Genomic DNA, 14,214 nt, shown 5'->3' on the forward strand with positions numbered 1-14,214 from the left:
GTGGCCCGGCACCTTCTCCGGTGCCGGGCCACCGCCGTCGCCGTTTCCGCTCGCGGGATACCGGGTCACGCAGACCGCAGCGCCGGGTAGTCCGTGTAGCCCTTGGCGTCGCCGCCGTAGAACGTGGACTGGTCCGGCGTGTTGTACGGACCGCGGGTCTTCAGACGGGCCGGGAGGTCCGGGTTGGCGAGGAACAGGGAGCCGAAGGAGACCAGGTCGGCGGTGCCTTCCTCGATCAGGGCCAGGTCGTCGTGACCGGTGGGACCCTCGGTCGCGGGGTTGAGGATGAACGTGCCGCTGAACTCCTTGCGCAGCGCCTGCGTCAGCTCGCGGATCTCACCGACCTCCATGATGTGCAGATAGGCGAGGCCGAGGGCGTTCAGCTCCGCCACCAGGGCGAGGTAGGCCTCCCCCGGGTCGGGCTCGTGGATGCCGTTGAAGGGGTTGCCGGGCGAGAGGCGGATACCCGTGCGGTCGGCGCCGATCTCGGCGGCGACGGCCCTGGCGACCTCGACGGCGAAGCGGATGCGCTTCGCCGGGGAGCCGCCCCACTCGTCGGTGCGCTGGTTGGAGCCCGGCGCGAGGAACTGGTGGATCAGATAGCCGTTGGCGCCGTGCAGCTCGACGCCGTCGAAGCCCGCCTCGATGGCGTTGCGGGCCGCCGCCACGAACTCGCCGATGGTGGCGCGCACCTCGTCGCCGGTCAGCTCGCGGGGCGTGATGTAGTCCTTCGGTCCCTCGTGGGTGTAGACCTGCCCCTCGGCGGCGATCGGGGACGGGCCGACGTTCACCAGTCCATCGGGCAGCAGCGAGGGGTGGCCGATGCGGCCCGCGTGCATGAGCTGGGCGAAGATCAGGCCGCCCGCGGCGTGCACGGCGTCGGTGACCTTGCGCCAGCCCGCGATCTGCTCGGCGCTGTGCAGGCCCGGGGTGTCCGGGTAGCCCTGGCCCACGGCGGAGGGCTGCACGCCCTCCGTGATGACCAGGCCGGCGCTGGCGCGCTGGGCGTAGTACTCGACGACGAGGTCGGTGGGGACGCCGCCCGCGCCCGCCCGGCTGCGGGTCATCGGCGCCAGGGCGATGCGGTTGGTGAGGGACACGCCGTGCAGGTCGATGGGGTCGAATGCGGTGGTCATCACAGCTCCAGGGCGTACGAAGGTTGGTCGGCCAAGTAATTCAACCGCGAGCCACTGTAGCGCATTCCTTGGCCGACCAAGTTAATCTCTGGAGGGAACCAGGACGACACTGGTGGAGGATGGCGACGGCGGACAGCGCCGGACCGGCGAAGGGCAGGAGCTGCGATGAAGGCCGACACAGGGACGGCGGGGGCCGCGCAGGCCGACCCCGCGTGTATCGAGCGGCTGCCGCTGGCCGCCCAGGACGGGCCGGCCAGCATGGTGATCAGCCGGGTGGCCCGGCTGCACCGGATCGCGGCGGGCAAGCTCCTGAAGGGGCTCGGCCTCTACCCCGGCCAGGAATTCGTGATGATGCACCTGTGGGACACGGGCCCGGTGCGCCAGTCCGACCTGATCAAGGTCGTCGACCTCGACCCGTCGACGGTCACCAAGATGCTGCAGCGCCTGGAACAGGCCGGGCACGTACGGCGGCGGCCCGACCCGGACGACCGCCGGGCCGTGCTCGTCGAGGCGACCGATTCGAGCTGCGGGCTGCTCACCGAAGTGCGGCGCGCCTGGGGCGAGTTGGAGGACCACACCCTCGCCGGTCTGGACCCGGACGAGCGGACGGAGCTGGCCCGGCTGCTCACCCGGGTCGAGACCAACCTCTGCGTGGAGACGGCGGACTGCCCGGAGGAGGCGCGGCGGGAGGCGCTGCGCGGGTAGGGCAGCGGGTCCGGGGCAGGGCGGCCTCAGCCCGCCCCGGTCCCGGCCCTCCGGCCCGCCCCGGCTCCTCAGCTCTCGCCGAGAGCCTCCAGGAGCCGGTCCACGTCGGCCTCCGTGTTGTACAGGTGGAAGGCCGCCCGCAGTTGGCCCGCGCGGTCCGACACCTCGATGCCCGCCGCGCTCAACTCCGCCTGGCGGAAACCCAGTCCGGGCACCGACACGATGGGCGACCCGGGCGCGGCCACCGGCTCGTGGCCGAGCGCCGCGAGACCGGCGCGGAAGCGGTCCGCGAGCGCCAGGTCATGGGCGCGGATCGCGGCCACCCCCAGCTCCTCGATCACGGCCAGGGAGTGCCGGGCGCCCGCGTACGCGAACAGGCTCGGACTCTCGTCGAACCGCCGTGCGGAGCGGGCTAGTTCGGTGATCGGGCCGTAGCAGCTGTCCCAGGGACGCTCGCCCGCGACCCAGCCCGCGAAGAGCGGGGGCACACCGCCGAAGGCCGCGGGCGCGCCGGGGTCCTCCGGGCCGTCGGGGACCACGAAGAACGCGACGCCCCGCGGACAGGTGAGCCACTTGAAGGCCACCGACGACAGGAAGTCCACGTCGGCGATGTGCTCGACGAGGTCCAGCCAGCCCGTCGCCTGCGAGGCGTCCAGGTAGAGGCGGGCGCCGTGCCCGCGGGTCGCGGCGCGCAGCGCGGGCAGGTCGACGATCCGGCCGTCCGCCGACTGGGCCGCGGACACCGCGACCAGGGCGGTGCCCGGGCGCACGGACTCCGCGATCCGCTCCAGCGGCACGGTACGGACCTTCAGGTCGCCGCGTACGTGGAAGGGGTTCACCGTCGAGCTGAAGTCGCCCTCGGCGGTGAGGACTTCGGCGCCCGCCGGCAGCGAGGCGGCGACCAGACCGCTGTACACGGCGACGGACGCGCCCACCGCGACCCGGCTCGGCGCCACTCCGACCAGGCGGGCGAAGGCGGCGCGGGCCGCCTCCACGTCCGCGAACATGTCGGCGGGGCGGCCCTCCGCCACCGACAGGGTCGCCTCGTGCATGGCGCGGACGGCGCGGCCCGGCAGCAGGCCGGTGCTCGCGCTGTTCAGGTAGGTGGTCCTGGCGGTGAACTCGGTACGTACGAGCGCTTCGAACGCGGCGGAGGTCGAGGCGGAGGTCGGGACGGTCTGGACGGGGCCCTGGCCGGAAGTCTCCATGAGGTCACTGTGCCGCCTCGGCCGGGCCCGGTCCATTGCGGATGCCTGACCCGTACCGCTTAGCGATGCTTACCCGTGGGCCCTGACCAGGGCTTCCGCCGTCCGGCGCAGATCAGTCGCGGGGCGGGACCGCGCAGCCGTCGGGGCCGCAGGCGTCGCCGTCGGCGCCTTCCTCCGCGAGCACCGTCAGCGGTGAGCGCGCGCCCCACGCCTGCTCCAGGGCCTGCGTGAAGACCTCGGCGGGCTGGGCGCCGGAGACGCCGAACTTCCGGTCGAGCACGAAGAACGGCACGCCGTTCGCGCCCAGCTCGGCGGCCTCGCGCTCGTCCGCGCGGACCGCGTCGGCGTACGCGTCGGGGTCGGCGAGGACCCCGCGGGCCGCCGCCGCGTCGAGGCCCGCGTCCGCCGCGAGGGCGATCAGGCGCTCGTCGTCGTCGAAGACCGAGCGCTCCTCGGCGAAGTTGGCGGTGTAGAACGCGCCGATGAGGCGGTCCTGGGCGGCCTGGCCACCCTGCTCCTTGGCGAAGTGCAGCAGGCGGTGCATGTCGAAGGTGTTGCCGTGGTCGCGGCCCTCGGTGCGGTACGCGAGACCCTCGGCCGCCGCGTTGTCGCCGAGGCGGCGCTCGGCGTCCTTCGCCTGGTCCTCCGTCATGCCGTACTTCTGCGCCAGCATCGGGATCACGGCCGCCGTGTCGCCCTTCGGGCGGTTCGGGTCCAGCTCGAAGGAGCGGTGGATCACCTCTACGGCGTCCTGGTGCGGGAAGGCCTTCAGGGCCTTCTCGAAGCGGGCCTTGCCCACGTAGCACCAGGGGCAGGCGATGTCGCTCCAGATCTCGACGCGCATGTGGTTCTTCCTCGGGTCGTACGAAACGGAGACGTCCTCCGCGTCTGTGCAACCCGGGGCCGGAGTGTTCCATTCCCACCCGGCGGCGGTCACCCCGGGCGGGGGCCGAAGCGGTGGGTGTTGGTGCGGATCCAGGTGCGCAGGTGGGCCAGGGGTTCCAGGGCGCCCCTGCCGAGGGGGGTCAGCTCGTACTCCACCCGGGGCGGGACCTCCGCGAAGACCGTGCGGCGCACCAGGCCGTACTCCTCCAGGCGCCGCAGCGTCCGCGTGAGGACCTTCGGGCTCACGCCCTCAAGGCGGGAGCGGAGTTCGCCGAACCGCCGGGGGCCGTCCTCCAGGGCGGTGATCGCAAGGCCCGCCCACTTGTTGGCGAGCAGTTCGAAGATCTCCCGGCCGGGGCACAGCAGCCCGTAGATGTCGTGCCGGTGCCCCGCGGCCTCCGTGGGCGGCGTAAAGCGGCTCTGAGCTGTCATGGTTTCCAGAATATAGTTGGGGCCCTTGTGGGTGATCGGGGGCCGGGTCGTACGTTCCGGGCATGATCGAGAACGCACAGAACGCACAGAGCACAGAGAGCGCGGCGAACGGCCCTGTCGGCGTCGGTATCGTCGGGCTCTCCGCCCGCTCCGGGTGGGCCCCGCTCTCCCACCTCCCCGCCCTCACCCGCCTCCCCGGCTACGACCTGCGCGCCCTGGCCGCCTCCACCCCGGAGTCGGCCCGCGCCGCGGGCGAGAAGTACGGGATCGGCCGCGCGCACGGCTCCGCCGCCGAGCTGGCCGCGGACCCGGCCGTGGACCTGGTCGTCGTGAGCGTCCGCGTGCCCCGGCACCGGGAGGTGATCCTGGCGGCGCTGGCGGCCGGGAAGCACGTCCTGTCGGAGTGGCCGCTGGGCAACGGCGTCACGGAGGCCGGGGAACTGGCTGCGGTGGCGGCCCGCGCCGGGGTGCGGACCTTCACCGGGCTCCAGGCGCGTGCGGCGCCCGCCGTGCGGTATCTGCGCGACCTCGTCGCCGACGGCTTCGTCGGTGACGTGCTGTCCACGAGCCTCGTCGCGTCGGGCCGCCGCTGGGGGCCCACCTTCGATCCGGGCGGCGCCCATCTCCTGGACCGGGGGAACGGCGGCACGATGCTCACCATCCCCTTCGGTCACACCGTGGACTCGCTGGCCATGGTGCTCGGCGAGTTCGCTGAGGTGTCGGCCACGACGGCGACCCGGCGGCCGGTGGTGCGGGAGGAGGGCAGCGGGCGCGCCGCCGCGATGACCGTCGCGGACCAGGTCGCGGTCAGCGGGCGGCTCGCCTCCGGCGCCGTCGCGTCCGTGCACTTCCGGGGCGGGCTCTCGCGGGGCACCGACTTCCACTGGGAGATCAACGGCACGGAGGGCGACCTGGTCGTGAACGGTGACCACGGCCATCTGCAGCAGGCGCGGCTGACGGTGCGCGGCGCCCGGGGCGCGGAGACGGTGGTGGCCGAACTACCCGTCCCCGGGCGGTACTTCGACGTCCCCGAGCTGGACGACCTGCGTGCGGAGCCCGCGTACAACGTGGGGGTCCAGTACGCCCGCATCCTGCGCGACCTGCGCGAAGGCACCCGTACTGTCCCGGACTTCGCGCACGCCGCCAGGCGTCAGCGGCTGCTCGACGCCGTCGAGCGGGCCGCCGCGACCGGGACACGCGTCAGGCTCTGACGACGGGACCGGCCCGGCTCAGGAGCCGTCGCGCAGGCCCTTGGGCCAGTTCGGGCGGAACTCGATCTCCTCGAACGTCACCACGCACCCCTCCCCCTGCGGCGACTGCGCGAGGAAGCCGACGAGCGCGGCGGCGGCCGCCTGCTCGTCGCCGAGCTGGAAGATGCGGACGAACGTCCAGTGCCGCCCGTCCGTCGAGGCGTGGAAGGCGAACGCCGTGCCCGTGCGGCTGATCCGCAGCCAGACGCTGGAGCCGTCCACGACGAAGGCGTTGGCGTCGTCCGAGCGGCCTCGGGTGACCACCGTGCAGATGGTGGGACGGTCCGGGGAGCGCTCGAAGCAGAGCTTGGCCCACTCGCGCTCCCCCACGTGCAGATAGAGCACGCCCGCGTCGAAGGCGGCGGCGAAGCCGACCGTGACGCGGGCGATGAGCTGGAAGTCCCCCTCGGGCGCGCCGAGCAGCCGCGGCGCGTCGGACGCCGGGTCGAGCGCCTCGCCGGTGGGCGGCACGAAGCGGTCCTGGCGGGGTCCTGCCCAGCCGGTGAGGGCGCCGCTCTCGTAACTCCAGTCGCCCTCGGGGCCGTACGGCCGCAGCGGGAAAGGGAGTTCGGGCAGGGTGAGGCTTCCGGTCTCCTTGGCGTTCATGCCGTCAGTGTTCCAGGCGCCCGTCGTAGCGGCGCGGCAGACCGAGGGGATTGGCGTCGTGGAGTTCGGGCGGCAGGAGCGCCTCGGGGGTGTTCTGGTACGCGACGGGGCGCAGCCAGCGCTCGATGGCGGTGCCGCCGACGGACGTCGAGGTGCTGGTGGTGGCGGGGTAGGGGCCGCCGTGCTGCTGGGCGGGGGCCACGGCCACGCCGGTGGGCCAGCCGTCGACGAGGACCCGCCCGGCGAGCGGGGTCAGTTCGGCCAGGAGCCGGGCGCCGCGGCCCCCGGCCGCCGGGTCCCCCGCGGCTTCGTCGGCCGACAGGTGCACGGTCGCGGTGAGGTTGCCGGGGAGCCGGGCGAGCACCGCCGTGATCTCGGCCTCGTCCGTGTACCGGGCGACGACGGTGACCGGGCCGAAGCACTCTTCGAGGAGCAGGTCGTGGGCGCCCTCGGCGGCGAGGCGGGCGGCCGGGACCGTGAGGAATCCCGCGGTGACGGTGTGCTCGTCGGCGGCGCCGGGCGCCACCGGGGCGCTCACGTCGGGCAGTTGGGCGCGCTCGACGACCCCGGCGACGAAGTTGTCGCGCATGCGGTGGTCGAGGAGCACTCCGGCGGCGGTGGCGCCGACGGCCTCCGTCAGGGACTTCAGGAGGCGGTCGCCGGCCGCGCCCTCGGGGGCGAGGACCAGGCCCGGCTTCACGCAGAACTGGCCGACGCCGAGGGTCATGGAGCCCGCGAGGCCGGTGCCGATCTGCTCGCCGCGTTCGGCGGCGGCGGCCTCGGTGACGACGACCGGGTTGAGGGAGCCGAGTTCGCCGTGGAAGGGGATCGGCACGGGGCGTGCGGCCGCCGCGTCGAACAGGGCGCGGCCGCCGCGTACCGAACCGGTGAAGCCCGCCGCCGCGACCAGCGGGTGCCGGACCAGGTCGACGCCCGCCTCGAAGCCGTGCACCAGGCCGACGACGGCCTCGGGCAGGTCGTGGCGCACGGCGGCGGCACGCAGGACGGCGGCGACGCGCTCGGAGGTGTCGGGGTGGTCGGGGTGCGCCTTGACGACGACGGGGCAGCCCGCGGCCAGGGCGCTCGCGGTGTCGCCGCCGGGCACGGAGAAGGCGAAGGGGAAGTTGGAGGCGGCGTAGACGGCGACGACGCCGAGCGGGATCTTGTAGCGGCGCAGGTCGGGGACGGGCGGGGTGGCGGCGCTGTCGGGGTGGTCGATGACGACGCCGAGGTAGGCGCCCTCGTCGACGAGGTCCGCGAAGGCCCGCAACTGGTAGCGGGTGCGGGCCAGTTCACCGGTCAGGCGGGCGGCGCCGAGGGCCGTCTCGGCGTCCGCGGTCGCGACCAGGTCGTCCTGCGCGGCGTCCAGGAGGTCCGCCGCGGTGCGCAGGAAGGCCGCGCGGACGGTGCGGTCGGCCAGCGCGGCGCGGGCCGCGTGCGCGGCCGCGACGGCGTGGTCGACGTCCTGTGCGGTGGCCTCGGCGGCGACCTGTGCGCGCCGCTTCCCGGTTCGGGGGTCCACACTCCAGACTGGTGCTGCTGCCACCGCGGGTTCCTCCAGGATTGCCGTGCGGGCCCGGTGTCCGCGGCTCGGGGGTCACAAGCCGCTCACCGCGCGTCGGATCTGCTGCCACTCACCAACGGCGTTCGATATGCTGAACACCGTCCCTGATGATGAATCGTCGGGGACAGTGGAGACTATTTCCTGTCGGACGTGAGGGGTCAAGGGCGATGTCGGCTGGGGAGACGGGCGGGGGCGCGCAGGTCAAGTCCGCGGTGCGGACGGTGGAGTTGCTGGAGTTCTTCGCGGGGCGGCCCGGGATGCACGCCCTCGCCGACGTCCAGGAGGCCGTCGGATACCCGAAGTCCAGCCTCTACATGCTGCTTCGCACCCTCGTCGAGCTGGGCTGGATCGAGACGGACGCGACCGGTACGCGGTACGGGATCGGGGTGCGGGCGCTCCTCGTCGGCACGTCGTACATCGACGGCGACGAGGTCGTGGCCGCGGCCCGGCCGACGCTGGACCGGCTCTCGGACGACACCACGGAGACCATCCACCTCGCCCGTCTCGACGGGACGAACGTGGTGTACCTGGCCACCCGCCAGTCCCAGCACTACCTGCGCCCCTTCACGCGCGTGGGCCGCCGCCTGCCCGCCCACTCCACCTCGCTCGGCAAGGCGCTGCTCGCCACCCACACCGACGAGCAGGTGCGCAAGATGCTCCCCGAGACGCTGCCGTCGCTGACCGAGCACACGATCACCGACCGCGAGAAGCTCATCGAGGAGCTGCACGCGGTACGCGAACAGGGCTTCGCCGTGGACCGCGAGGAGAACACCCTCGGCCTGCGCTGCTTCGGCGTGGCCATCCCCTACCGCACCCCCGCCCGCGACGCCATCAGCTGCTCGGTCCCGGTGGCCCGCCTCACGCCCGCGCACGAACAGATGGTGAAGGACGCGCTGTTCGACGCCCGGGACCGGTTGACGTTGGCCACTCGGCGACTCTGAGGTTCCGAGGGCTGCCTCCAGGGGGTCTGGCCCCGCGGGGGTGGCCTCAGCGGGGCTGACCCCGGCAGGGCTGACCCCGGCGGAGCTGGCCTCAGCCCTTCGGTCCGAGAGCCGGGCGCGGAGCCCTCAGCCCCCGCCCGCCCCGGCCGCACGGCTCCCCACCCCCGCCGCGCGGCTCCCCGCCCCCCCCTCCGCACGGGCCGGTCCCCCCTCCCCCGTGCGGCGGAGGCGGTTCACCGGCAGGCAGGAGGTGGTGCCCGGGATGGCGGCGGGAGCGTGGAGGCATGAGCCAGACATCCGCTCCCCTCCCCGTGCCCGCCCCGGCCACCGGCCGCGCCGCACGCCGCTCCCCCGGCAGGCTCCGGCTGCTGCTGCGTACCGTCGCCGTGGCCGCCTGCCTCCCCTACCTCTCCCTGAAGCTCGCCTGGATCTCCGGGAGCCACATCGGCATCCCGGACGGCAGCTCCCTCCTCGACCACCGCGGCGTGATGGCCGTCGCCAACAGCGTCACCGTCCTCATGGACGGCGCCGTCATCGCCCTCGCGCTGCTCCTGACCCGGCCCTGGGGGCGCCGCGTACCGGCCTGGCTGCTCGGCCTGCCCATGTGGGCCGCGACCGGGCTGCTGCTGCCGATCATGGGCGGGTTCCCGGCGCAGCTCGCCGTGCGGGCGCTCGGCGGCTCGGTGAACAGCGCCGAGGAGTCCGGCCGCGAGCCGTTCCTCGACGAGTGGGTGTTCGGGGTGGTGTACGGCGGGTTCATCGTCCAAGGGCTCAGCCTGGGGCTGCTGTTCGTGCTGTACGCCCGGGAACGGTGGGGACACCTGTGGCGGGGCCGCGTGGGGGACCTGCCGAAGGTGCACGCGGGCGGGCGCGCACTGCGGGTGTGGGCGGTGACGGCGGCGGTGCTCGCGCTGTTCCCGGCGGGGCTGCGGCTGCTGTGGGCGGGCGGTTCGACGTTCGGCCTCGCGGACGCGATCGCCACGGACCGCACGACCGACTTCCACGTCCTGCAGGTCCTCGAACTCGGCTACCTGACGGCGGCCGTGGCGGGCGCCCTGGTCCTCGCGTTCCGGCGGCTGCCCGCCCTGCCCGTGAAGGTGCCGCTCGCGCTCGCCTGGGCCGGGTCCGGCGCGGTGGCGTGCTGGGGCGCGTGGCTGTTCGCCGCGTCGTTCGCGGGCACGGCGGACGTGAGCGAGCGCCCCACGCCCGTGATGCTCCTGGCCTACGCTGTGCAGATGATCATCGGAACGCTCGTGGCCGCGACGGGGGCGCGCTTCCTGAAAGAGCGGGCCGACTCCCGCACCGAGGGCGGGCGCGGCGCCGGGGGCACGGGCCGCGCGGACGGCGGGGACCGCACGGACGGCTCGGGGATCGGGGCGAGCACGGGCCGGGCAGACGGCGCAGGCCGCACGAACGCCGGAGTCCCGGCGGACCGCACGAGCCGCACCGCGGGCACGGACCAGGCAGCTGACTCGGGCCTGGCGGCCCTGGCGGACGGCGCGGACTCGGCCGGATCCTCGCGGCGTTCGGCGCCCGGCGGTTCGCAGCGGTCGGCGTACGACAGCTCACGGCAGGCGGTACCCGACGGCGCACAGCGCTCGGCGCGCGAGGGTTCACGGCAGGCGACACCCGAAGGCCCGCAGCCAGCGACACCCGCCACCTCACGACAGGCGGCACCCAACACCTCACGGCCAGCGACACCTGACAACCCGCAGCCGTCGACACCCGCCAGCCCACCGCAAGCGGCACCCAACACCTCACGGTCAGCGGCACCCGGCGGCCCGCAGCCCGCTGTGCCCCGCAGCCCACGGCAGTCCGCGTGAGACGGTTCGTGGCGGTTCTCGTCGGGCGGCGGGCGCGGCGGCGATGGATTCATCTGATCCTCGGCGGCGCGGTCGCCATGCCGTATGTGTTCGTCGGATCGACGATGGCCGGGCCGTTGCTCGGCGAGAGCATGATCTTCGGTTCGTTCACCTCGCAGCTCGTGTCGTTCGGGTTCGGGCTGCCGCTCGCCGCGATCACCGCGCTGTTCCCGCTGACCCGCCCCATGTCGGTGGCGGCGGTGCGGGCGCTGTGCGCGGTGCCGGACGAGTCGCTGGCCGACGGGCCGCCGCGGTCGCGGGCCGCGCGGGGACGCACCGTCGCCTGGTTCACGCTGCACCTCGGCTTCGGCGGGGTCATCAGCGGGATGACGCTGGGCCTGGTGCCGTTCGGCGGGTTCCTGCTCCTGCTCCCGCTGTCCGTGGGCCTCAGCGGCTCCTGGCTCGGCCTGCCCGCGTACCTCCAGGAACCCTGGACGATGGTGCTCGCGCCGGTCGCGGGTGCCGCGTCGCTCACCGCGCTCGCGGGCTGCGCGGCGGGCGCGGGCGCCCTCCTCGCGCGCTGGGCCCCGGTACTGCTCGGCCCCACGCCCGCCGACCGCCTCGCCGACGCCGAGCGGCGCGCCGCCGACCTGGCCGTGCGCAACCGCCTCGCCCGCGAGCTGCACGACTCCGTGGGCCACGCGCTGAGCGCCGTCACGCTGCAGGCGAGCGCGGCCCGCAAACTCCTCGACCGGGACCCGGAGTTCGTCCGCGAGGCCCTGGCCGCCATCGAGGAGACCACCCGGCGCACCGTCGGCGAACTGGACGCCGTCCTCGGCGTGCTGCGCGAGGGCGGCGAGCGCGGCTCCACCGCACCGGCGCCGACGCTCGGCGGCGACCTCGCCGGGCTCCTGGACCGCACCCGGGCGGGCGGCCTGCGCGTGGACGCGGACATCGACGCGGAGATCCTCGGCACGTCGGAGTCCGGGTACGCGGAGGCGCTGCCGCCGATGGTGTCCCGCGAGGGCTACCGCATCGTCCAGGAGGCACTCAGCAACGCCCTCAAGCACGCCGGGGCGGACACCGTCGTCACGCTCCGCGTCGCCCTCGACGGGGACGGCCTGGAGATCGTCGCCGAGAACCCGCTCCCCGACGCCGCCAGGTCCGGGGCCGGGGCCGAGCCCACCCGCGCGGGCGGCGGCCACGGCCTGAGCGGCATCGCCGACCGGGCCCGCCTCCTCGGCGGCACGGCGCACGCCGGACCGGTCGACGGCCCGCCGGATTCCGCCGCCCCGGCCGACAGCGCCACCGCCACGACGTGGAGACTCCACGTACGCCTACCCCTGAAGGGGCACGCATGACCCGCACGCCCGGCACGACCCGCACGCCCAGAACGCCCAGCACGACCCGCACGAAGGGACACCCATGACCGACCCCGCCGCCCCGCTGCGCGTCGTCCTCGCCGACGACGAGCGCATGGTGCGCACCGCGCTGCGCGCCATCCTCGCCGCCGAACCCGACCTGGAGATCGTCGGCGAGGCGGCGACCGGCGCCGAGGCGGTGTCCGTCGTGCGCGAGCTGAAGCCCGACGTCGTCCTCATGGACGTACGCATGCCGGAGATCGACGGCATCCGCGCCACCGAGCAGATCCTCCAGACGATGGCCGCGCCCCCGCGCATCGTCGTGGTCACGACCTTCGAGAACGACTCGTACGTGTACGAGGCGCTGCGCGCCGGAGCGTCCGGCTTCCTGCTCAAGCGGGCCGAGGCGGAGGCGCTGGTGCAGGCGGTGCGGCTGGTGGCGCGCAGCGACTCGCTGCTGTTCCCGGCGGCCGTACGGGCACTCGCCGCCGAGCACGCGCGCGCGCAGACCGCGCAGGCGCCCTGGGTGGCACGGCTCACCGCGCGCGAGAGCGAGGTCCTGCGGCACATGGCGGGCGGCCTGACCAACGCGGAGATCGCCGAGCGGATGCAGGTCGGCCCGGCGACGGTGAAGACGCATGTGGCGGCGGTGCTCGCGAAGACGGGGGCGCGGGACCGTACGCAGGCGGTGATCGCGGCGTACGAGGCCGGGTTCATGAAGAGCGGCTGAGCGGGCCGAGCGGCTTTCTGAGAAACCTGAGAAAAGCGGCACATTCCCCCTGGACGGGAACGAACCGGCGCCGGACGCTCGTCCTCCAGTGGGATGAACAAGACGATCAGGCACACCTCGGTCTTCACGCTGCTCCTGGTACTCGCCCTCCTCGTGCGGGCCACCTGGGTGCAGTTCCACGACTCGAAGGCGCTCGCGGACGAGAAGCTGAACCGGCGCAACGCGATCGAGCAGTACGCGAACCCGCTGGGCGACATCATCGTGGCCGGGAACGCCGTCACCGGCTCGCAGCGCACGAAGGGCGGTGACCTGGCGTACAAACGCACCTACAAGGACGGTCCGCTGTACTCCGCCGTCACCGGCTACAGCTCGCAGGTGTACGGCGCCACGCAGCTGGAGGGCATCTACAAGGACCTCCTCGACGGCACCGACAACCGCCTCAAGAACCCCCTCGACACGCTCACCGACAAGCGTGCCGACCCCGGTGACGTCCTCACGACCATCGACCCGGCCGTGCAGAAGGCCGCGTACCGGGCCCTCGGCGACAAGAAGGGCGCGGCCGTCGCCGTCGACCCCAGGACCGGGAAGATCCTCGGCATGGTCTCCACGCCGTCGTACGACCCGTCGAAGATCAGCGGCTCCACCGACGGCGACGCGTGGAAGGCGCTCACCACCGACGAGGACAAGCCGATGGTGAACCGCGCGCTGCGCCAGCCGCTGCCGCCCGGCTCGACCTTCAAGCTGGTCGTCGCGGCGGCCGCGCTGGAGAGCGGGCTCTACGGGTCGGTCGACGCGAAGACCACCAGCCCCAACCCGTACACGCTGCCCGGGACGCGGACCGTCCTCAAGAACGAGAGCTCCTCCGCGCCCTGCGAGGACGCGACCATCCGTACCGCGCTGCGGTACTCCTGCAACAACGTCTTCGCCAAGATGGCCGTCGACCTCGGGCAGGACAAGGTCAGGGCCCAGGCCGAGAAGTTCGGCTTCAACGCCGACAAGCTGGATGTGCCCGTGCGGGCGGCGAAGAGCGCGTACCCCTCCGGGATGGACAAGGCGCAGACCGCGCTCACCGGGATCGGACAGTTCGACGTCACCGCCACGCCGCTGCAGATGGCGCTCGTGTCCGCCGCGATCTCCAACGGCGGGGAGCTGGCGTCTGCGCACATGGTGTCGAAGGTGACCGACGCGGACGGCAATGTGCTGCGGGACTACGGGGACGGGGGCTCTTCGCGGGTGATGAGTCCAGGCACCGCCGAGGGGTTGCAGTCCGCCATGCGGACGGTCGTCGAGGAGGGGACCGGGACCAACGCGAAGATCGACGGGGCTGTGGTCGGGGGGAAGACCGGGACGGCTCAGCACGGTGAGAACAACTCCAAGACGCCGTACGCCTGGTTCACGTCCTACGCCAAGGGCGGTGGCGGCAAGGAGGTCGCTGTCGCTGTGATCGTCGAGTCGTCCGACGCCGCGCGGTCGGAAGTCAGCGGCAACGGCCTTGCGGCGCCGATCGCCGCCGCGATGATGAAGGCGGCCCTGCGCTAGCCGTCCGGGGCTGTGCCCGGCGCTTCGTGCCGGGCACAGCCCCGGGCGACGGTTC

13 protein-coding genes are annotated in these 14,214 nt (G+C 73.8%); 7 read left to right on the forward strand and 6 right to left on the reverse strand.

The window, feature by feature from the left end:
• Positions 1-65: 65 nt before the first annotated feature.
• Positions 66-1,136, reverse strand: coding sequence for an alkene reductase (locus IE274_RS16845; protein WP_190116604.1), 1,071 nt, complete (start codon positions 1,134-1,136; stop codon positions 66-68).
• 165 nt (positions 1,137-1,301) lie between these two features.
• Here IE274_RS16845 and IE274_RS16850 point away from each other — a divergent pair, with 165 nt between their 5' ends.
• Positions 1,302-1,841: a MarR family winged helix-turn-helix transcriptional regulator gene (locus IE274_RS16850; protein ID WP_190116605.1), complete on the forward strand. Its 540-nt coding sequence runs from the start codon at positions 1,302-1,304 to the stop codon at positions 1,839-1,841.
• 68 nt (positions 1,842-1,909) lie between these two features.
• On the opposite strand, the gene IE274_RS16855 is transcribed toward IE274_RS16850, so the two are convergent.
• The 3 genes from IE274_RS16855 to IE274_RS16865 form a co-directional block, all read right to left on the reverse strand.
• Positions 1,910-3,049 (reverse strand): aminotransferase class V-fold PLP-dependent enzyme, encoded by a 1,140-nt coding sequence (locus IE274_RS16855; RefSeq protein WP_229909601.1) that lies wholly within the window; start codon positions 3,047-3,049, stop codon positions 1,910-1,912.
• Positions 3,050-3,161: 112 nt separating this feature from the next.
• A complete protein-coding gene (locus IE274_RS16860) occupies positions 3,162-3,893 on the reverse strand; it encodes a DsbA family oxidoreductase (protein WP_190116607.1) in 732 nt (243 codons plus the stop codon).
• 89 nt (positions 3,894-3,982) lie between these two features.
• Positions 3,983-4,366: a winged helix-turn-helix transcriptional regulator gene (locus tag IE274_RS16865; RefSeq protein WP_190116608.1), complete on the reverse strand. Its 384-nt coding sequence runs from the start codon at positions 4,364-4,366 to the stop codon at positions 3,983-3,985.
• A gap of 62 nt (positions 4,367-4,428) precedes the next feature.
• On the opposite strand from IE274_RS16865, the gene IE274_RS16870 reads away from it, so the two are divergent.
• Entirely contained in the window at positions 4,429-5,577 is a 1,149-nt protein-coding gene (locus IE274_RS16870; RefSeq protein ID WP_190116609.1) for a Gfo/Idh/MocA family protein, read from the forward strand.
• Between the two features lie 18 nt (positions 5,578-5,595).
• Here the strand turns inward: IE274_RS16870 and IE274_RS16875 are convergent, their stop codons facing one another.
• Together IE274_RS16875 and IE274_RS16880 are read right to left on the reverse strand one after the other, a co-directional pair.
• Positions 5,596-6,222 carry a DUF1349 domain-containing protein gene (locus IE274_RS16875; RefSeq protein WP_190116610.1) on the reverse strand — a complete coding sequence of 209 codons (627 nt, stop codon included), beginning with the start codon at positions 6,220-6,222 and terminating at the stop codon, positions 5,596-5,598.
• 4 nt (positions 6,223-6,226) lie between these two features.
• Positions 6,227-7,768 (reverse strand): aldehyde dehydrogenase (NADP(+)), encoded by a 1,542-nt coding sequence (locus tag IE274_RS16880; protein WP_190116611.1) that lies wholly within the window; start codon positions 7,766-7,768, stop codon positions 6,227-6,229.
• Between the two features lie 185 nt (positions 7,769-7,953).
• Here IE274_RS16880 and IE274_RS16885 point away from each other — a divergent pair, with 185 nt between their 5' ends.
• The 5 genes from IE274_RS16885 to IE274_RS16905 all read left to right on the forward strand — a co-directional run bounded on the left by IE274_RS16885 (position 7,954) and on the right by IE274_RS16905 (position 14,159).
• Positions 7,954-8,727, forward strand: coding sequence for an IclR family transcriptional regulator (locus IE274_RS16885; RefSeq protein ID WP_190116612.1), 774 nt, complete (start codon positions 7,954-7,956; stop codon positions 8,725-8,727).
• A 284-nt stretch (positions 8,728-9,011) separates the two neighbouring features.
• The gene (locus IE274_RS40220; protein WP_307822090.1) at positions 9,012-10,550 is read left to right on the forward strand and encodes a hypothetical protein; all 1,539 of its coding nucleotides are present in this window, start codon (positions 9,012-9,014) and stop codon (positions 10,548-10,550) included.
• Entirely contained in the window at positions 10,547-11,890 is a 1,344-nt protein-coding gene (locus IE274_RS16895; RefSeq protein WP_307822089.1) for a sensor histidine kinase, read from the forward strand. The genes IE274_RS40220 and IE274_RS16895 overlap by 4 nt, the downstream gene beginning before the upstream one ends.
• Positions 11,891-11,954: 64 nt before the next feature.
• The gene (locus IE274_RS16900; protein ID WP_190116613.1) at positions 11,955-12,620 is read left to right on the forward strand and encodes a response regulator transcription factor; all 666 of its coding nucleotides are present in this window, start codon (positions 11,955-11,957) and stop codon (positions 12,618-12,620) included.
• A gap of 93 nt (positions 12,621-12,713) precedes the next feature.
• Complete coding sequence (locus IE274_RS16905; protein ID WP_190116614.1) at positions 12,714-14,159, forward strand: peptidoglycan D,D-transpeptidase FtsI family protein; 1,446 nt, start codon at positions 12,714-12,716, stop codon at positions 14,157-14,159.
• The last annotated feature ends 55 nt before the right edge of the window (positions 14,160-14,214 follow it).

The sequence above is a fragment of the Streptomyces flavofungini genome (assembly GCF_014650815.1).
Classification (GTDB): Bacteria; Actinomycetota; Actinomycetes; order Streptomycetales; family Streptomycetaceae; genus Streptomyces; species Streptomyces flavofungini.